This is a genomic window from Nostoc sp. DSM 114159 (assembly GCF_053470285.1).
In genome coordinates this window covers 2259926-2280050 of sequence record NZ_JBPFEH010000001.1, presented here as the reverse complement: position 1 = coordinate 2280050, position 20125 = coordinate 2259926, and the positions used below count along the sequence as shown (strand labels likewise).

Annotated in this window: 20 protein-coding genes; 13 read left to right on the top strand and 7 right to left on the bottom strand. The window is 40.2% G+C overall.

Annotated elements, in window-relative coordinates; genetic code table 11:
* Positions 1-221 precede the first annotated feature (221 nt).
* From ACR5KR_RS09280 to ACR5KR_RS09260, 5 genes are all read right to left on the bottom strand, one after another.
* Positions 222-860: an FHA domain-containing protein gene (locus tag ACR5KR_RS09280; protein ID WP_448266293.1), complete on the bottom strand. Its 639-nt coding sequence runs from the start codon at positions 858-860 to the stop codon at positions 222-224.
* A complete protein-coding gene (locus ACR5KR_RS09275) occupies positions 838-3027 on the bottom strand; it encodes a substrate-binding domain-containing protein (RefSeq protein WP_448266291.1) in 2190 nt (729 codons plus the stop codon). Before ACR5KR_RS09275 ends, ACR5KR_RS09280 begins: the two co-directional genes overlap by 23 nt.
* Entirely contained in the window at positions 3020-3700 is a 681-nt protein-coding gene (locus ACR5KR_RS09270) for a response regulator transcription factor (RefSeq protein ID WP_445626814.1), read from the bottom strand. Before ACR5KR_RS09270 ends, ACR5KR_RS09275 begins: the two co-directional genes overlap by 8 nt.
* 21 nt (positions 3701-3721) lie before the next feature.
* Positions 3722-4843 carry a sensor histidine kinase gene (locus ACR5KR_RS09265; RefSeq protein ID WP_448266290.1) on the bottom strand — a complete coding sequence of 374 codons (1122 nt, stop codon included), beginning with the start codon at positions 4841-4843 and terminating at the stop codon, positions 3722-3724.
* Positions 4844-5380: 537 nt separating this feature from the next.
* Positions 5381-5617 (bottom strand): hypothetical protein, encoded by a 237-nt coding sequence (locus tag ACR5KR_RS09260; protein WP_448266289.1) that lies wholly within the window; start codon positions 5615-5617, stop codon positions 5381-5383.
* Positions 5618-5861: 244 nt separating this feature from the next.
* Between ACR5KR_RS09260 and ACR5KR_RS09255 the strand changes: the two genes are divergently transcribed.
* The 9 genes from ACR5KR_RS09255 to ACR5KR_RS09215 all read left to right on the top strand — a co-directional run bounded on the left by ACR5KR_RS09255 (position 5862) and on the right by ACR5KR_RS09215 (position 15096).
* Complete coding sequence (locus ACR5KR_RS09255) at positions 5862-6701, top strand: Pvc16 family protein (protein WP_322693800.1); 840 nt, start codon at positions 5862-5864, stop codon at positions 6699-6701.
* 30 nt (positions 6702-6731) lie between these two features.
* Complete coding sequence (locus tag ACR5KR_RS09250; RefSeq protein WP_445626817.1) at positions 6732-8393, top strand: phage tail sheath family protein; 1662 nt, start codon at positions 6732-6734, stop codon at positions 8391-8393.
* Between the two features lie 126 nt (positions 8394-8519).
* Entirely contained in the window at positions 8520-8975 is a 456-nt protein-coding gene (locus tag ACR5KR_RS09245; RefSeq protein WP_094331970.1) for a phage tail protein, read from the top strand.
* Between the two features lie 22 nt (positions 8976-8997).
* Entirely contained in the window at positions 8998-9492 is a 495-nt protein-coding gene (locus ACR5KR_RS09240; RefSeq protein WP_448266288.1) for a phage tail protein, read from the top strand.
* An 11-nt stretch (positions 9493-9503) separates the two neighbouring features.
* A complete protein-coding gene (locus ACR5KR_RS09235) occupies positions 9504-9851 on the top strand; it encodes a hypothetical protein (RefSeq protein ID WP_322688381.1) in 348 nt (115 codons plus the stop codon).
* 235 nt (positions 9852-10086) lie between these two features.
* The gene (locus tag ACR5KR_RS09230; RefSeq protein WP_094347971.1) at positions 10087-10470 is read left to right on the top strand and encodes a hypothetical protein; all 384 of its coding nucleotides are present in this window, start codon (positions 10087-10089) and stop codon (positions 10468-10470) included.
* Complete coding sequence (locus ACR5KR_RS09225; protein ID WP_313931140.1) at positions 10413-10616, top strand: DUF6760 family protein; 204 nt, start codon at positions 10413-10415, stop codon at positions 10614-10616. The genes ACR5KR_RS09230 and ACR5KR_RS09225 overlap by 58 nt, the downstream gene beginning before the upstream one ends.
* Positions 10613-12721, top strand: a complete 2109-nt coding sequence (locus tag ACR5KR_RS09220) for an FHA domain-containing protein (RefSeq protein ID WP_448266287.1) — start codon at positions 10613-10615, stop codon at positions 12719-12721. Before ACR5KR_RS09225 ends, ACR5KR_RS09220 begins: the two co-directional genes overlap by 4 nt.
* A gap of 194 nt (positions 12722-12915) precedes the next feature.
* Complete coding sequence (locus tag ACR5KR_RS09215) at positions 12916-15096, top strand: CHASE2 domain-containing protein (RefSeq protein WP_448266286.1); 2181 nt, start codon at positions 12916-12918, stop codon at positions 15094-15096.
* 575 nt (positions 15097-15671) lie between these two features.
* On the opposite strand, the gene ACR5KR_RS09210 is transcribed toward ACR5KR_RS09215, so the two are convergent.
* Positions 15672-16124, bottom strand: coding sequence for an Hsp20/alpha crystallin family protein (locus ACR5KR_RS09210; RefSeq protein ID WP_445626821.1), 453 nt, complete (start codon positions 16122-16124; stop codon positions 15672-15674).
* Between the two features lie 390 nt (positions 16125-16514).
* On the opposite strand from ACR5KR_RS09210, the gene ACR5KR_RS09205 reads away from it, so the two are divergent.
* From ACR5KR_RS09205 to ACR5KR_RS09195, 3 genes are all read left to right on the top strand, one after another.
* On the top strand, positions 16515-16742 hold the full coding sequence (locus ACR5KR_RS09205) for a hypothetical protein (protein WP_448266285.1): 228 nt from the start codon (positions 16515-16517) through the stop codon (positions 16740-16742).
* A gap of 143 nt (positions 16743-16885) precedes the next feature.
* A complete protein-coding gene (locus tag ACR5KR_RS09200) occupies positions 16886-17272 on the top strand; it encodes a hypothetical protein (protein ID WP_448266283.1) in 387 nt (128 codons plus the stop codon).
* A 395-nt stretch (positions 17273-17667) separates the two neighbouring features.
* Positions 17668-18396 carry a hypothetical protein gene (locus tag ACR5KR_RS09195; RefSeq protein WP_448266281.1) on the top strand — a complete coding sequence of 243 codons (729 nt, stop codon included), beginning with the start codon at positions 17668-17670 and terminating at the stop codon, positions 18394-18396.
* A gap of 122 nt (positions 18397-18518) precedes the next feature.
* On the opposite strand, the gene ACR5KR_RS09190 is transcribed toward ACR5KR_RS09195, so the two are convergent.
* Entirely contained in the window at positions 18519-18971 is a 453-nt protein-coding gene (locus ACR5KR_RS09190) for an Hsp20/alpha crystallin family protein (RefSeq protein ID WP_448266280.1), read from the bottom strand.
* A 465-nt stretch (positions 18972-19436) separates the two neighbouring features.
* Here ACR5KR_RS09190 and ACR5KR_RS09185 point away from each other — a divergent pair, with 465 nt between their 5' ends.
* A complete protein-coding gene (locus ACR5KR_RS09185; protein ID WP_448266279.1) occupies positions 19437-19934 on the top strand; it encodes a hypothetical protein in 498 nt (165 codons plus the stop codon).
* Positions 19935-20125 lie beyond the last annotated feature (191 nt).

The following is a 20125-nucleotide window of genomic DNA, read 5'->3' as shown; positions in this document are numbered from 1 at the left end:
TTCGACAAGTCTTATTTGACCTCTCCCCCAACCCCTCTCCGACACGGAGAGGGAAGCAAAAAGCTGAATTTTTCGTTGCTCCTCCCTCTGGGAAACCCAAAGGTAGGCTGGGAAGGAGAGGTTCATCGAACTCACGTTAAAATTCTCAATAATCACAAAGATGCGATGAATCGCTGTCTCTTTCCAAAACAAAGAATGCTGATGACCAAATTAGCTTTTTACTACACTACATATACAGTGAAATTAACTAGGTTGTCTTGGCCAAATCGCAGTGAATCACCATTAAGCAGACGATACTGCATACCGGGAGTCAAAGGATTGTTGTTTAAATAAATACCATTTGTACTCATATCAACAATCATGTAAGAATTTTGCGACCAGTCCCAATCGACTCGCGCATGACGACGAGAAACTATTCCCTCACTAGGAATGCCGGTCAAGTCAATTTCTGGCGGCGCTATGCCTGGACTCTGACTGCGGCGACCAATATAACCTCCTTCCCCAATGAGGTGAAATTCTCTGCCGGTGCTATGAATCAGCTTTAAGGCTGGCGCTCTTTGAGGCGGGGGGGTATAAACAGGTGGCGTTGGTTGATAGGAAACTCGTGGCTGATAGACTGTTGAATAATCAATGGGGGCTTGTTGGGGAGCTTGGTAAGGTTGGTCTGTAGGCGGCCGCTGATACTGAACAGGTGGTTGACTAGGTTGTTGTTGAATAGGTGGAGGTTGACTAGGTGATTGTGGTGTAGCAGAAACTACATTACCCACCGGGGTAGAACACCAGGGACAAACCTTAGCATTGTTAGGCAGGGCGCGGTTAAAATATTCGCAACTAGGATTAGGGCACCGATTTGCAGGCATAAGACTTTATATCATCAGGCATAGGTTGTAAAGCTACAAGACCTACTTTACTAAGTAAACACTGACCCTGACGAGTAGTTAGCATCTGGGCAAATGTAGAACCACCAGGTAGGCGGTTGCTGTCTTTAGGGTACACTACAAAAATAGGGTATCCCAAGGGGTAGCTTTGGAAAGTTGTGACATCAACATAATAATCATCATGTTGACACAAATCATCTGAGGGATTAATTGAGCGCCGATCGCGCTTTTGAAACAGAGGTTGAATAGCGGACTTTTTAGCATCTGCGATCGCTAGAGGATAGCCAGTACACTGACTCGAAGTTTTACTGATAATCCCAAAACTGATAATACCAGTAGTTCGCCCATCTAAAGTTTCACTGCGTATCAGGTTTTGGGTTTTTGTTGTATCAAGTTTAGTAACTTTCGCTGCAAATAAAGCTTCGTCTTGAGGAGCATTTTGCAGAACTATTTGTTGAAATTTACTGATTGCTTCCGGTTCGGTTGGGGCAAAAGGTTTCACAGGCAGATTTGGCAGTTTAGGATTAATCTGCTGCCAATTAGTAATTTTACCTGTGTAAATTTGACGCAATTGCTCAAGATTAATTTGCCCCCCAAGAGCATTGGCAAGATTTGAGTCTCTTTTATTAAATGCGACAAAAACAAGTAAACCATCATAGGCTACTGCTTTTTTCGCAAGTTTATCTGTAATGTTATCTACCAAACTAGTAATGGCAAAATCTTTTTTGTTTGTTTGAACTTCTTCGATACTTTTAATCGGATTATTTATATTTGATGACAAAACAGATTTATAGTCAAATGTTGCGGTTGCATCTGGCTTTGGTCTGGTCAATAAATCTGCTAAACGGCTGTTGTCCACTAATTGCGTTAAAACAAAACTCCATGTACTATCTTTTTCTCCTGTATAAGTAAATTGTCCAGAAGGAACGTTGGGGACTTCGGAAAAATTACGTACAAGTTTAGACCATTGGATATATTGATTAGGATTATCTGTTTTCCTACCCCATAGCCAATACCAAATTCCGCCACCAAGTAGTAATAAAAATAGGATTATTAGTAAAAGTAAGGGCATTGGCAAAGGCTTTTTTATTTCTTGAGAACCTGGCGCTCGCGCTGAATTTAAACTTTTAGCACGATCTTCTTGAGGAAGTTCTAGCAGTGCTTTACGAGCCGCTTCTGCACTCTCAAAAGGAGTTTCCAACCCAATTAAGCGATAAATAAATTGCCTTAAATAGCTATCAGTATCCGGCCATTGTTGATTATCTCTAGGGTCGAGAGGCTGGTTAGATGAAAAATTAGTTGTCCGACCTACCCATAAATAAAAGGCTAATAATCCTAATGATTCTAAATCTTGATCGGGTCTGGCGGCAGCAGGTTGAGGAATAATTGGGGGAATAAATAAGTTTTCCCAGATTGCTAAATCACAAAAGTATATAGAAAATTTTTGATTATTTTCTACTTTAATTAAAATACTATCTAAATTGATATTGCCGTGAGTGATACCTAGTTGTGTTTGATTGGAGGGAAAACGCAGCTTTTGAGTGTGGAGAAACTGGAGAGTTTGTAAACCTTGATTTAGTACTTCCCGCACCTCAAGAGATGTCATTGCTCCCTTTTCTATGAGATATTTACCTAAAGTTTGGGATGATTCGATTCCTTGAGTAATAAGATAGCAGCGTTCTCCTTTTTCATCTGCGATCGCTTCTTTCGTTTCCACCAGACGAAAGTTTTGAATTCGACTATCGGCTAAACTTACCCCACCTACCCGTTTAAAAGTCTCTTTCCGCTTTTGAGTCTCACTTTCATTAAAAGAACGATTCGGGAGCAGGTATTCTTTGATGATTACAGGTTGTTTGTCCTTAAGTTGAACACCTGAATATAAGCGCCCTAAACCGCGCACACCGACAAAACTAGTTATTTGATAAGTTCCCTGATTTCCTTTAATCTCACCCTCCTGTGGTAAAGTTGCTGGAAAACCACATTCCAAGCAAAACTTAGCGCCCTTGATTTGCTGCGCCGTTTGGAAGGGGCGATCGCAACTTAAGGGAGAATTGTACGAGCAGGGGTATTCTTGATAAAAAGATTCAAATGAAGCCATATCCAAAAAGTTTCGTGAATTGCGCCGATTACTTCCGTCGCGCTCAAGCATGAACTAATCCTAGCTTGAGGGCAGTTACAATCGCTTGAGTCCGGCTAGTAACCTTTAATTTTTCAAAAATACTGGTGAGATGCGCCTTAACAGTAGCAACTGTTACATACAAATGTTTAGCGATTTTTTCATTAGAAGCACCTTGAGTTAACCAGTACAAAACTTCTTGCTCTCTTTCGGTTAAATGCACCTCATGACATGCTTTTACACAAGAATCTGAATAAGCCTGAAAAAACCGGAAAAATCGACTAGCAACTTCTGAAGGTAGATAAATTTCTGACCTAGTTACAGTGTCAATAGCTTCACATAATTGGGTTGCTACACGATTTTTAAACACATAACCTGCGGCTCCTCCCTGCATCGCTCTAAAAATCCAATCGTCTTCTTGATGAGCCGACAATACTAAAACTTTGCCACTGTAAGCAGCTTCTTTTAGACGTGCCAGAACTGTAATTCCATCACATCCTTTCAATTGCATATCCAGCAAAATTAAATCTGGACACTTCTGAGTTGTAAACTTTAAAACCTGCTCAACAGAATCTGCATCACCAATAACTTCTACAGGTAACGCAGAATTAATACTATAAAAATTTAGGAGAGTACGTAAACCTTGACGAAAGCGTTCTTCATCATCTACGAGTAAAACCGAAAGTTTATTATTATCATTAATCATATTTTTCTGATGAATTATAAATTAATTCACATTCCTTGGTCGAGGTAAAATCATCGAAATTTGTGCCCCACTTTCTGATAAAACTTGTGCCCAGATACTTCCTTGATGATCCAAAATGATTTTTTTAGCAATAGTTAAACCCAGTCCTGTACCTCCTTGGCGTCGGGAATAAAATGGGGTAAATATTTTTTGTAAGTCTTCTTGAGACAATCCTGGTCCTCGATCGGAGATTTTAATTAAAACTTCATCTTGAAAAATTTGCCAGGTACAGGTAATAGTTCCTGAATGAGGGCTGAAATGAACGGCATTACTGAGGATATTATCAAAAACTTGTTTCATTTGTAATTTGTCTATCTTCAGTATTGTCGATGTATCGGGAATCAATATTTTAAGCTTTTTCTGACTAATTAGAGGTTCTAAATTTGTGAGACTTTCAAGCACTAAACTTCTTAAATCTTGAAATGTTACCCTTAACTTTGAACTTTGGCCGCAATCAATTAGTTCGTTTAAATTAGTATCTAAATCTTGTATACTTTCGCCGATGATTGTTGCTTGCTCTTGCCAAGGGCTATCCTTTAAACCTAAGCATAAATTATGTGCATACAATCCTATGAGTCCTAAAGAGTTACGTAATTGATGACCGACTCGATGCAAGATATCTTCTAGAAGTTTAATTTCAGTTTTTTGTCTGCCATAATCCAAGGAAATATCTACATATTTACTCAGTAGCATAGCAGAGCGTTTTACATATAGTTGTAAACTCGACGAGAGAGGTTCATGAGTAATGATTTGAATATACTCAGTTTTCTGATTTCTATAGGATATGGGGCAAATGTAAGAAATAGATGAAAAGTCCTTCAGATGAAATTCTTGTAAAGTCAAAACAGGCGGAAAATCTGTCAGCCATGCTTCCGAGCGCAAATAAGCTAAAGTTTTTGAAGAAAAAGGAACTTGGTCTTGACCATAATTTATTACCTCTTGATTAGCTCTCAATAATGAATCATGATAGACAATCCGAGCGAAAAAAATTGGATACTGACTAGTTAACTGCTCAGACTCAAGCTGACAAAAGCTTTGGATGTCTGAGTAACTCAAATAATTAGAGCCATTGTCTAGTTTTTGTACAGAAAAGCCTAGTGTCATAGCTTCACTCGCTTTTTGCAACTAAATGTTTTTACTCTTCTGCTGACCAGTATAAAATTATGCAGTTTCAGGAATGTTTATTTTTTTGTTAAGTTCTCTTTTGAGATAATTCATACAAATAATTATTAAGGTTTGTATTCACATGTGTATTATCAAGCTAACTTTGCTGTGTAAACAAGTTTGTAGTAAGGACTTTAGTCCTGATGTTAAGCACTGAAATGCTTACTACGTACCCAATACTTGTCGGGTTTTGGGGGAAAGGGGAAAAGGGAAAGAAAAAACCCTTAAACCTTACCCTTTAACCCTTTCCCAAAACCAAACTTTCAATTCAAAATGCAAAACCCGAGTAGTATTGACTACGTACCCAAGCTTTCGTTAGCTTAATGGACTACTTGGGATGTCTTTTCAGCCATTAGTGTCAAGTTAGGATGAAATCATTGGGTCAACTAGTATAGCTAGGGACACAACGACCGGCTCAGTGCATCGCTCTTTACTGGATGAAAAGTCTTTTTGTGTTTAGGTTTTATCCTCCTCAAATTAAAATTGAACAAAAATAATAAATGGCTGCCCAAATTCAATAAACGACTGCCCGAATTCAATAAACGACGCCCCGAATTCAATAAACGACTGCCCGAATTCAATAAACGACTGCCCGAATTCAATAAACGACTGCCCGAATTCAATAAACGACGCCCCGAATTCAACAAACGACTGCCCGAATTCAATAAACGACGCCCCGAATTCAATAAACGACTGCCCGAATTCGACGAACATACCTTTGACATTTGGGCTTCTGCCTTAACTTGACACCAATGCTTTTCAATCCACCTCACAAGAAAAAAATGTAGTGCCTCCACTGAAGAACTGCTCCAGATTAATCTACAAACTGAAGTTGCTGCTTTACGGATTCTTGACCCAATACCTGATTTAAAAAATATCGACAAAAGTCTAATTAACTTTAGAAGCCCGATACATATACTGTAGATGCATCTGGATTAGCTACCAGCAGCACACCTTCATGCTTATCTTCGTTCTTCAAACTTTAGCCGAAATTCTCGCTGGAGGAACCTCACTTACCAGTACAGAGCAAATTGACTTTAGCCATCCTGGTAATCGTAGGGAAGAGGGAGCAGGCCCGACTCTCAATTTATATATTTTTGATATACGTGAGAGTAAGCAGGTACAACATTCTGGCAGGCAAGTAGAACGCAAGCTAACACGCGCTCTACAACCTGCCACTGTAAATTGGGCACCAGCTTGGTTTGATGTTTCGCTGCTATTAACAGCCTGGGATAGAACAGCTTTAGGTGAGCATCATTTTATTAGTGAGGCATTGACTGTGCTGTTGCGCCATCGCACCTTGGAAGAAGAGTTTTTGGTTCCTGAATTACGGGGCTATGGTAATTTGAACATGACAGTTGCCTTAGAGCCGCCAATTGAGATTGGCTCTTTATGGAGCGCTCTCAATGTGCCATTGCGTTCAGCCTTATATTTGACAGTTACAATACCCTTCGAGCCACAACCGGCTCCAGTGCCTTTGGTTTGGGAGCGAATTTTCAATTTGCGAAATCAATTGTCTCGCGATAGTGACAGTTTAGTATTAACCAGGCGAGTTGCGATCGCGGGTATTGTCAAAAGTGCGGTGACAAATCTGCCGTTGGTAGCGACAGAAGTGGCTGTGAGGGGAACTGACAAGTCCATATCAACTACTAAAGAAGGGCTGTTCTTCTTTGAAGACCTTCATTTAGGTAATTATGTTTTGACTCTGAATCATCCAGGCTATTTACCTCAAAACGTCAATGCATTGGTAGATAACCAAAGTAATACTTTCAAAGAAATATTTCTAACTCCTGAATAATTAGATTTTTACTGACTTGGAGAAACTTTCATGGCTAGACTTGATTACTTTGCTCCTGGTGTTTACATCGAAGAAATTGACCGGGGTAGCCGACCAATTGAAGGTGTTAGCACAGCAGTTGCCGGATTTGTAGGCTTTACAGAAGACGTTCGCGGTGGGGCTGAGTTATACAAGCCCATGCTAGTAACCACTTGGACGCAATTTTTAAACTACTTTGCTCGTCCTAATTCTGACGGCTTCACCGACTTCAACGCCTATTTACCCTTTTCAGTCTACGGCTACTTTATGAATGGTGGCGGTCGTTGCTGGGTAACAAGCATTGGGACTCAGTTACCAGGCGCACCCAGACCTGCAACTCCAGAACCGGCTACCCTCAGAATCAACGCTAGAGGTAATCGTCCAGCCCTGCGCTTTACATTGCGCCCTGAGCAAGCATCAGGTGGATTAGTAAATATTGTAATTGTTGATGGTTCGCCCCGCCCTCTACCCGAAGGTACTGAAGGAGAAGCGCCTCCCAATACAGGCGAATATTTCACCATCGAAATTCGTCGGGGAGATGAACTTTTAGAGCAATACGAAAACTTGAGCATGAACCGCGACCCTAATGCTCAAGTAGCAACTTATGCACTGACAGCATTGAGAAATTCGATGTATGTCACTGTAGAAGACATCACTCAAAGCGGACAACCTTTAGCTCGTCGTCCGGTGAATGGTCAATACGAATTAGCACCGCCCATTGTCGCTGCCACACCCGATAGATTTTCACAAAATTTAGAAGGGGTTCGAGACGATCGCACCGGGGTACGCGGTATCTTTGAAGTTGATGAAATCACAATGCTGGCTTGTCCTGATGTGATGCGGGCTTATCAAGAGCAAGTACTGAATTTAGATCAAGTCCACGGTATCATCGAGTTGATGATTAGTATGTGCGAGGGTTCTGCCAGTGGCGATATTCCCAACCCACCCAACCGCATGGTTGTACTTGATTCGCCACCGGAAGCCGTCAAACCGCAACAAGTAGTGGAATGGTTGAATAGATTTAACCGTCGTTCCATGTTTGCGGCCCTTTATTATCCTTGGATTAAAGTACCTAATCCACGCGATCGCGGTAATCCAATTTTAGTACCTCCTTGCGGTCATGTGATGGGTGTTTGGGCCCGCACCGACGAAACCAGAGGAGTTTACAAAGCCCCAGCAAATGAAGTTCCCAGAGGCGTAATTGGTTTGGGCTATGACACCAACTTCCGCGAACAAGAACTATTAAACCCCTTGGGGATAAATTGTATTCGCAGCTTCCCCAATCGAGGTATCCGCATTTGGGGCGCACGCACTTTAGTTGAGCCAGATAAAACAGAGTGGCGTTACATCAGCGTGCGTAGATTAATTAGCTATATCGAGAAATCCCTAGAATTAGGGACTCAGTGGGTAGTTTTTGAACCGAACGACCAAGATTTATGGGCGCGTGTCACCCGCACCGTCAGTAACTTCTTAGAACGTATCTGGCGTGAAGGTGCTTTATTTGGTGCATCTCCAGCCCAAGCATTCTATGTCAAGTGCGACGAAGAATTGAACCCACCAGAAACCAGAATTTTAGGACGTTTATATATTGAAGTCGGTGTTTGTCCCGTCAGACCGGCGGAATTTGTTGTTTTCCGCATCAGCCAATGGAATGGCATTGAAGATAGCGAATAGAGCAATTCAATTTTGGATTTTGGATTGCGGATTTTGGATTAAATTTCAATCTAAAATCCAAAATCTAAAATCTAAAATTCTTGTTCCCCATTCCCAAATTAACCACACACAAAGGAGTCTAAAAGTATGGCAGGCGAATTTCTAACCTCTTGTAAGTTTTACTTCGAGGCTGATGGAATTACTGATAAATTCATCAAAGAAATTAGCGGACTAGGCGTTGAAAATACACCAGCGCAAGAAGTTCACGGTTCATCTAAAGGCGCTAAACTCATGCGTCAAGCTACACCAACTGTTGTTAAATTTACCAACATTACAGTAAAAGTCATCGCCACTGATGATATAGACCTTTATAAATGGTATCAAGACTGTAACGAAGACATGGGAGACCCTCGGAAGTGGGCACAGAATCGTAAAACTGGTTCAGTAGTTGCTTATGACCAACAAGGCTCAGAAAAAGCACGTTGGAACATTGTCAATTGTTATCCGTGTAAATACACCGGGCCTACCTTAACAGCCTCTGGTGGTGATATGGCAAATGAAACAGTTGAATTGGTTCACGAAGGAATTAAACGAATCAAATAATTAGCATTTGCAGTAATTAACAGTGGTACAATCCGCAAGCCGAATTCCAGAAGTTTTGACAGCCCATCGGTTCTATTTAGAACTGACGCTAGAAGGTCAAAACGATGCCAATTGTTTCTTTTTGGAGTGTCAAGGCTTCAAAAGAACACAAGAGGTTATTGAAATTACTGAAGTCACTTCTCAAACCTGGGGTACAAAAGGGCAATCAAAAGGTCAGGTGGTGAGAACTAAGCTTCCTAGCAATTCCAAGAGTGGTAATCTCATTCTGCGTAGAGGTACTACCAACTCTATGGATTTTTGGAAGTGGTTTGAAAAAGTCGAAAAAGGTAATTGGTCACAGCAACGTAGACTTGTTGCTTTGTCTATTTATAATCAGGCAAATGAAGAAGTAGCTAGATTTGAATTAGCCGGTGCTTGGCCTGCAAGTTACAAAATTGCCGATGTCAACGCCCGCAGCCATGACATCGAAATTGAGGAGGTAGAGGTTGCTTTTGAGGAATTTAAACGCGTGAAATAATTAGGAGAATTATGTTTCCCACAGAGTTTGAATTTACACTGCCAAAGGGGTATCTAGACTCTGAAGGCAACCTCCACCGCAAAGGTGTAATGCGGTTATCAACGGCGATAGACGAGATTGCACCCTTGCGTGACCCCCGCGTTAAAGCGAATCCCGTTTATGCCACAATTATTATCTTGTCGCGAGTGATTACTTGTTTGGGTGCTTTATCAGAAGTTACTCCTGCAATCGTGGAAAACTTTTTTTCCCAAGATTTAAATTATCTCCAAGATTTTTACCGTCGAATCAATGGCTTGGAAGGCGAAACTTCCATACCGGAAGATACAGTAAATTCTCCCGAAGCACTTCTTCATAATTGAATGAGGCATTGGGCATTGGGAGCAGAGAGCAAAGACTCATTAATGGAGTTTAGCCTCGTTCCCAGCCTCCAGGCTGGGAATGTATTCTCAGAGGTTCTACCTCTTGTCAACAAAGAGGAGGCGGAGCCTCCCAGAATGGGTTCCCAGCCTGGAGGCTGGGAACCAGTTAATGCCCAATACTTCGGCTCCGCTCAGTACAAGTGCCCAATGCCTAATGCCCAAATAAAATTAACCTATGCGCCGTAAAAAAGATACTCTCTGCACAGAATTTGCTTTCACTCTTCCTAGAGGATTGAGTGATGGCGAACAACGAGTACATCGTCATGGGGTGATGCGTTTAGCCACCGCCAAAGATGAAATTTTGGTGCAACAAGAGCGCAAAGTTCAAGAAAATCCGGCTTACGGTGTTTTGGTGATGCTGGCACGGGTTATTACTCGCTTGGGCAGTTTCAACTCTGTTAGTCCTGATTTACTCGAAGGACTTCTCCTACATGACATTGCCTATCTCCGAGAATTTTACAATCGAATCAATCAACAAGGCAATGTACACATTCCAACACAATGTCCCCACTGCAATACTCAATTTTCAGTGGAGCTAGAACTAGCGGGGGAGTCGTAAGCTACCCCTCTGATACTTTATATGAGGAGGTAGCTTTTATTGCTTATCATTTCCACTGGTCACAAGATGATATTTTAAATTTAGAACACACTACCCGTCAGCGTTGGGTAGCAGAAATCAATAAAATTAACCAAAAATTAATATGAAAGTTAAAGTTAGCTACTCACCAAATTTAAGTGAAGTCAATGAAGTTGACCTGACCACAGAAACTCCAACAAGAGGAGAATGGGTAATAGGTCGTTCTCCTGATTCTGATTTAGTCCTAGACAGCCCTGATATCAGTCGGGTACATGCTAAGTTTTTTGTTAAAAGTGGAAATTACTACTTTTCTGACCTTGGCAGTAGAAATGGTTCAATAGTTAATGGGAAACAGGCTGAAAAAGATCGACCATATTCTTTGAGTGATGGAGATATTATTCGGATTGCAGATTATGTTTTGATTTTGGAAGCAGTTGCTCCTGCTTATGAGCAACCAGAGACAGTCTTTAGAATTATAGATCCTTCACTATTTTCTCGATCGCGATCGCCTGAAAATGTCAACGCTGCCAATGTTGTTAATCCAGCCCCAACCCCAGAGGTAGTTAGCGAAGTTCCACCGCCAATTAGTTCCGAAGTAGAAGCACCGCCTGCCTCAGAAATCAGCGAAATCTCAGAAGTTGTTTCGACTCAACCTGATGATGTCATTCCTGTTGTTGAGACACCAGCAGCAGTTAGCGAAGTTCCACACGATGTTCGTGATGATATTGTGGATTTGCGGACATTAGTTACACCAGAAGTCAGTGCCGATAATGAGAAAGTCGAAGTTCCAGAAGTCAGCGAAGCCTCAGAAGTTTCTTTGACTGAACCTGATAACGCCATAGCTGCACCTGAAAACATCATTGAAACTCCTGAAGAGGAAAGTGTTCTTCCAGAAGCTAACCATGATGAGGCTGGAGATTTTGAAGCAGCACTGGCGACAGAATCTACTTTCGTACAACAGCGTGATACAAGTGCTACTCCAGACACTATCTACGACGAGGATGCAGAGTTAGAGGCAGCACTAGCAGCAGAAGTTACCTTCGTACAGCCACGTGATATTTTGAACGAAGTTCCTGTACAAAGCGCCACTCCTGAAGCTACCTACGATGAAAATGCAGAGTTGGAGGCAGCACTAGCAGCAGAAGTTACCTCCGTCCAGCCGCGCGATATTTTCCACCATGTATCTGAGGAGGAAAGTGACATTCCCGAAACTACTCACGATGAAGTAGTGAATTTGGATACGCCAGTAGTAGAAGAAACCAGTGAAGTTGTTGAAAATGAAGAGATTCAGCCACAAGCAGCAGAGGACCAGAGCCAAGTTACACGGGATATCATTGATGAAACTACTCACGATGAAGTAGTGAATTTAGATACGCCAGTAGTAGAAGAAACCAGTGAAGTTGTTGAAAACGAAGAAATTCAGCCACAAGCAGCAGAGGAGCAGAGCCAAGTTACACGGGATATCATTGATGAAGCAATAGATTGGGATAGGTCAGTTACAGCAGCAGACAGCGCAGATGTTGAGGAAGTAGAACCTATTTCTGCGGTGGATGAAACAATAAGCGAAGTTCCTGAAGCATCAACTACACCTGATGATGCCGTTGCGGAAGTTTTAAGCAATCAATACATTGATTTGAATAATGCAAGTGCTGAAGAAGTTAGTCTATATGTTGATGGTGTTGCTGCACAAATAAGCGAAATTTCTGACTTCGCTGATATTCCATCTTTGGAAACAACAGAAAGTGGAACTACTGAGAACATCAATCAAACTATTGAAGCAATTCCTGAAGTAGAAGAAGCTCATTTTGATGAAACTCCAGAAGAAACAAATGTTAGTGAGTCTCCTCAAGCAATCATTGAAAGAAACATAGTGCTGATTGCTCATGAAAGCAAAAAATCAGAACTTGCTGAATTGGTTTTGGAACATCAAGAATTTTTCTCGCAGAGTTTTACAATTACCTGGCCATCTGTTAGTGAAGTTTTACATCAGCAGGCAGGGATAACGATTAGTCAACAAACTCCCGCACCAACTTCTGGAGGATATCAAACAATTGCTTCATTGGTTGGAGCCGGAGAAATTGTAGCAGTTATTTTCCTGCGAGATTTGCTGCAACCTCAGCCTGGTCAAGCAAATGAAGAAGCACTGTTAAGATTATGCACTATTAATCAAGTTTTATTGGCTACTAATTTGTCAACAGCAGAGGCAATTGTGCATTATCTGAAACACATCTAGCAATGATAAATGAGTTATGAACAAAAAGATCCCCGACTTTGTAAAAGTTGTCGGGGATTTGAGTCTATTGGCGTTTACAAGTAAAATATGATGACTATATTTTTTGAAAAGTTGCAAATTGCGTAGAATAATTTCGATATTAAAAATTAATCCAAAAATATACGTATATTTTAAAGTAAAATCTATTTAAGAAAATGGTTGTAACTTTTAAAAGTTTATTTAGACAGCCAGTTATTCTTTCAAGTGCGATCGCAACACTTCTGTTAGTAGGAATTCAAAAACTGGGGGTTTTTGAGCCTCTAGAAATGAAAGTCTACGACCAAATGATGCAATTACGTGCCGACCCAGGCCCAGACACTCGTTTGTTGATTGTTGCTTTAAGTGAAAAAGATATCCAAAAATGGAATTGGCCCTTGTCTAGCGAACTTCTAGACCGACTATTAGGCAAACTTGAAGAATATCAACCGCGAGTCATTGGTCTAGATATTTTTCGTGACTTACCAGTACCGCCTGGTCATGACAAGCTACTGCAACGCCTCCAACAGAGCGATATCATCATTCCTATTTGCAAACATTCTGGTTCTAACAATCCGGGAATAGCACCCCCAAAAGGCGTTGAAGCAGAGCGAGTAGGATTTAATGATGTCGTCGAAGATACTGATGCCACAATTCGCCGCAACCTCTTATTAGTAAGTGCAGAGGAGTCTGATTCTTGTCAAAGTACCTATTCCTTTAGCTTACAACTAGCGCTCAAATATTTAGAAGTTGGAGGCATCCAACTAGAATTTACCCCCAAAAAAGAACTACAACTACGTAATACTGTATTTAAACCCCTGCAAAGTAACGCTGGCGGCTATGAAAAAGCAGATACCAATGGCTACCAAATCCTGCTTAATTACCGTTCTGGTCATCAGGTTGCCCAGCAGGTAACTATTACAGAAGTACTTGCAAATCAAATTAAACCAGATTTAGTTAAAGACCGCATCGTTTTGATTGGTTCAACAGCTAATAGTTTAAATGATATTTTTAATACGCCCTTTGCTAGCGGGAAATCAGATAATTCTGGCAAAATGGCCGGAATTGAAATTCATGCCCACAGCGTTAGTCAAATTCTCAGTGCTGTTCTGAACAAACAACCTCTATTTTGGTTTTTGCCTGAGTGGGGTAAAGTCCTTTGGATATGGGGATGGACTGTAGTTGGTGGGTTGCTGGTATGGCGAATTCAACATCCGCTAGGCTTAGGATTGGCAGCAGTAACAGCCCTGGCAGTATTATTTGGAGCCAATTTTGTCATTTTTACCCAAGCTGCATGGTTCCCAGTCATACCTCCGGCGTTGGGGTTACTATTTACCGCCGCCAGTGTCCTTGCCTATAGTGCTTATCAAACCCAGCAAGAGCAAAAAGAAATTACCCAACGGGTTCAAGAACACCAACAATTAATTCTAGAATTGCAAAATCTTTTACGGCAGCGCAGCAACGCCTCAAATGAAGCACCAACTGTAATTGTTGATTCTATCGGGCAAGAAATTGCACTAGGCACGCTACTAAACAATCGTTATAAAATTACTCAACCCTTGGGTTCTGGAGGATTTAGCAATACTTATTTAGCTGACGATATCCAGCGTCCTGGTAATCCGCAGTGTGTGGTTAAACAGTTGCGACCTCCCCGCCAAGATGCAGAATATTTAAATGTTGTCAGACGTTTATTCGACGCGGAAGCAGAAATTTTAGAAACTTTGGGTAAGCACCCACAAATTCCCCAACTGTTAGCTTTTTTTGAAGAAAATCGGCAATTCTCTTTAGTGCAAGAATTTGTTCGAGGGCACGCTATGGATAAAGAGTTAACTGCTGGAAAGCGACTAAAACAAGCTGAAGTTGTGGAGATACTCAAAGAAGTTTTAAATGTACTAGTTTTTGTTCACAGCTATGGCGTAATCCATCGAGATATCAAACCTAGTAATTTAATTAGGCGAGAATCAGATGGACACATTGTTTTAATTGACTTTGGCGCTGTTAAGCAGATTCAACCTCAGCAACAAGAAGCTCAAACAATTTCAATTGGGACTCCTAATTATGCACCTTCGGAACAAATGAGCGGGTTGCCAAAACTCAACAGTGATATTTATGCCTTGGGAATTATGGGAATACAAGGCTTAACTGGCGTAGAACCCAGAGAGTTTCGTAGAGACACAAATACTGGTGAAATAATTATCCAAAGCCAAGCTGATGCTAATCAACAGATTTGGCAACATTGGCGCGAATTCACTGATGCTACAGACGAGTTTGTGATGATTTTAAATAAAATGGTACATTTCGACTTCACTCAACGATATCAATCAGCCGCAGAGGTGCTTAAAAATCTCGAAAGTCTTTAGTACTCTGTAGGCTCTGCTAACCAAAAAGTTATACATGGACTTCATTACCATCTTCAAGATTATTAATCGATTTAGAGGTATCTATTACATTACTAATAAAGGTATTTTAGGCAACTAAAGTTGTCCCATAAAGTCCTTTATTAGTAGCAGCATCGGTATTATTTTTGAAAGCAAAGGTTCCTGTCATATCAGAAATAAACTCTACATAAAAACCTAAATAGCAGGCAATACAGTTCAGTCAATTTAAGGGTTTTTTGTATTATTTTAGGTATCTAGAGATACTATAGTATGAATCCTCCTCTTATTAAGGTAAGTCTCTAGCTCTGTTTCGATAAAACTTATTCGAGTAATAACGATATTTTTTTGTGTTTTAGATTACAAATTAATTTAATATTCATCTAGCCTTTGGTTAGAGGTGTAGTGGAGTATTAGTTATTATGATTATTGGCTCCTAAGAAGAAATTGAACTTGTAATAGTATTGAAAATTGTTACAAAAAAGCCCGGTCACGAAAGTAACCGGGCTTTTAGTTATCTCAATCTCTCAAAGGAGGTAGAGTAGTCTGAGTACGACCCATTAATTAGCAGATTGTTCCAAATTCACCTTGAAAACTTTGTTCTTTTCTTGCTCAGTTTTAGGCAGTGTTAGATTCAAGATGCCATCTTTATAATCTGCCGTAACATTAGTGTTTTGAATCCGAGCCGATAGAGGAATTACGCGTTGAAATTTACCGTAATGAAACTCACTTCTGGTAACACCTTTTTCCTCTGTTTTCGTTTCAGACTTCCGCTCACCGCTAACGTAAACAGCATTTTCTGTGACTTGCACATCCAGGTCTTTAGCTTCTATTCCTGGCAGTTCTATCTTCAGATGAATCGCATCTTCAGTTTCTTGAATTTCAGCAGCCGGAACTTTGCTTAAGCCTTTGTCAAACAATGCAGATGGTAGTCTGGTATCTTCAAATAAACTATTGATTTGGTGTTGTAGAGTGTCAATTTCTCTCCAAGGATTCCAACGAACTAGTGTCATAACTCTTCCTCGCATTAGTTAGTATTTTTTAATAAGTTTTGCACTGAATCTTGTGCTTACATATTCATATTATGCAGAGTGAAAGCTGCTGTAAATTCGGTTTTTAACACCAATTAATTGATGATTGCCGTACTAAACTAGATAGAAAAAAATTGACGGTTTACTCTAATTTGTCTATTCGGTAAACCCGAATAGACAAATTAGATTCAATCATACTAAATCAAGAAATCTGCTGTTGAAGGGATAGCCTAGAAATACGATGCCTCAGTTGGGCTATATCTACAACTGAGTAATAGCGTTGCATAAATTTTTAGATAACCTCAGTTAAATATATATCTGTTCAAGTTTGTCCTGAACTTAGCTCTCGATTTATTAACCAACACAGCATCAATGATGAAACTCTTTCCTTGGCTTAATTTTGCACACATTGTTGATTCTAGTGTCCTGCCTAGAATCGCTAGGACTCAAATAGCTACTCATGGCAAAAGTGGCACATCAATCAACACAGCTGTCAAATCTAATACTTTACGCAACGATTCCACAGATATCAATTGCCTCAAAACCTTTGATACTGCTGTTCTTGCTTATCAGATGATGGGTCTTAGCAAATTTGAATGAATCGTCGGATGCAATCACCCAAATGGGTGAGGAGCAAATCAACCGTTCAGGTGAACTGAGTGCAGGAAGTTAAGACAAATAAAAAATAAGACTCTATTACTCAAGAACACTCATTGCACTTTACTATAACTAAGGATAATCTGATGAAACTCTCTATCTTGATTGATTCTGTACTCATTGTTACTTCTATTGCTTTATTGCCTAGAATCGGTGGCGTTCAAATAGCTACTAACAATAGTGGCGAACCTATAGCTATCAATTCTAACAATTCATCTAACGTCAACTACCTCAAACCCTTTGATGCTGTATTTCTAGCTTATCAAGGTAATCTGAAAGCACAGGGTAGTCTTACCCGTAGCGCTTTGGTATCTCAATCCCAAACAGGAAACCTGACTGCATTAAATGTGGTTAAGACTGCTGTTAACGCTAAAAAGTTACCAGTACAAAAAGCTTTGAATGATAAAGGTTATCTAAACGCTGTCGAGTTGCAGTTGACATCAGACGACAGCACTAACGATTTATCTTACTAAGTACAGACTTGCAGAGGTTCGTAATGGATTTATAAAATGCTGTACTATCATCTGGTTGCTTTGACAAAAAAATGCGTAACCGAGCAGGAAAAGCTGCTGTCTCCCCCTAATTACCATTATCATTCGCAAAAATTACTTTCACCCCTCCAACACCTTGGAGGGGTTTTTAGTTGGTGCTACGGTTGCTACTTGCTCTAGCGTCGTCCTATGCACAGTAGCACTAGAATGCTTTCTGCTCCCACAACGGCGTGACTCATCACACTTTTAGAAATAAGGGACGAGTCATAAATTATTTACTGTTCTATCAAATTAACGTTGTTAAGTTACTCAGCAGGTGTAGTTTTCACCTCCAGGCTGTGTTAATTATTGTGATGCGAAACAGGAGTATAGATACGTTGCGAAAGCTTTCTCCCGAATCTCCTTTATTTATTGTATTAATCATTATTAGTTTTATAATAGTAACTTTGTCAACTTGGTTATCATCTAAACCATTCGTTTTAAAACCATTTGGAGTTAATGATATTGTCCAGCTACTCACATTACAATTATTTATTTCTTTGTTGTTAGAGCGTTCTTTAGAAGTTTTTATAACTACTTGGCGTGGCCCATTCGTCGAACAACTAGATATTAGTATTCAGCAAGAAAAGGCTCTCATCTCTGAGAAAATAAAACTTATGGAAGGACAACAGCAACAATTTCCTTCTTTGGAATCAAATCAAATCAGTGGACTTCCACCAGAAGGAATGAGTTTAGAACAGCAAATTATCCAAAATTTTACACAAAATCAACAAAATTCATTAAAGCTTTTCCAGCCACAAATGGATGATATAAATGAAAAAGAGCGCCAAAGAACAGCCTATAAATCTGATACACGAATAATTGCTCTATGGACATCTCTTTTATTCGGTCTTTTAATGAGCGCAATAGGTATTCGCTCAATCGAACCACTTGTAGTTATTGATTTAGATAATCCCATACAAGTAATTATTTTCCGTTGTTTAGATGCATTGCTGACAGGAGGTTTAATTGCAGGAGGTAGTGAGGGAATTCATAAGCTCATAAAAGTTTTTATCGACTTTATGGAAGCTACATCTAAACAAATCAAAAATCAGGGATCGTCTTGATGAAACTCTCAGAGCGACACCGAGCAGCGCCTTAAAGTAGAGATTGCATACAAAAAAGCCCAGTATTTTTAACTGGGCTTTTAGCTATCTCAATCAATTATTGGAGGTGAGAAGTTTCGCACTTATGCAGCAGGTTGTTCTAAATTAACCTTGACGACTTTGTTCTTTTCTTGCTCGGTTTTAGGCAGTGTCAAATTCAAGATACCGTCTTTATAATCTGCGGTAACATTGGTATTTTGAACCCTAGCAGATAGAGGAATTACACGTTGGAATTTGCCATAGTAAAATTCACTCTTGGTAATACCCTTGTCTTGGGTTTGAGTTTGGGATTTGCGCTCACCGCTAATGTGAACTGCGTCTTGGGTGACTTGAATATCTAAATCTTTAGCTTCCAGTCCTGGCAGTTCTAGCTTGAGATGAATCGCATCATCGGTTTCGTGTAACTCAGCAGCCGGAACTCTGATAAAGCCTTTTTCAAGCCGTGCAGATGGGACTTTGGTATCTCCCAATAAGCCGTTGATGTGACGTTCTAAAGCGTTCAATTCTTGCCAGGGGTTGTAACGAACTAGTACCATAACTCTTTCTCGGAAAAATTCAGCTATTGTTTAATCGTTTTTGCACTTACCTTTGTGCTTATGTATTCATAATAAATATGGTTCCAACTTGTGTAAATTCGGTTATCATCACCTAATTAAATGATGATTACCGCACTTAATTAGACTTAAAATGAAATTACGGTTTACTCTAATTTCTCTGTTCGGTAAACCAGAATAATAACTATTAAGACCAATAATAATCAACTACCTAACCTGCTGTTGAAGGAGATATGCAGTCAGGCGATCGCTTATATTTCTAAAACAACAACATCCAAGCTCTATTGCGTCGTGGTATTCCTAAGACTTTAGGCTAGAATCCCCTAGCATCAAGGCAGGGGTGTTGACAAAGGATTTATGATTTTTGGCCGATCTCACCTGATAATTCAGGTTTTATAATTATAGTTAAAGGGCTTAGAGTATTAAGCATAAATGAGGTTAAAAGCTGTGAAGAAAATAGTTGTTGCTACTTTATTCAGCTTAATCGCTGGCTCAACGTCTTTACTTTTTCCCCAAGCCGCTAAAGCTGATAGGGTTGTTTACTGTCATCCTGTTATTGATAATAGGGTACTCACATCGGCGGCTAACCACCCCAATGCTTATACAAATGGTTTTCGAGAAGGACAACAAAGCGCTCGGAACAGAGAAGCTTATAAACCTCGGAGTGCAGGAGGCGAATTCGCTCGTGGTTTTCAGGATGGTTATTTGAATCTACCTTATGCTGGGCAAGAGAATGTTGTACCTAGAACAATTGTGCAACATACTACTCAGATTTGTGATGATGATGCTTACACCGTAGCGCCTTCTCCTGTTTACATCTACAACCCTTATCCCATCTATGTGTCGCCCTATCCTAGTTATGGCATCAACTTCGGATTTGGAAGAGGGTTCCACTTCGGATTTGGAGGAGGGTTCCACGGATGGGGTCACCATCGAAGATGGTAGGAGGTAGGGAATTTCGTCAAAGAAAGTTTCTGGGCTAGAGGATACTTTGTATTCACCCTCGGAAGTGAAGAAGGAAAAATTCGAGAGTATATCTGAAATCAGAAAAAAGAAGATATTCTGATGATTAGATGAAAGTATTAAATAATAACCGCCTTGGGCTATTGGCTATGTAATGCAAGCAATTCTCTTTC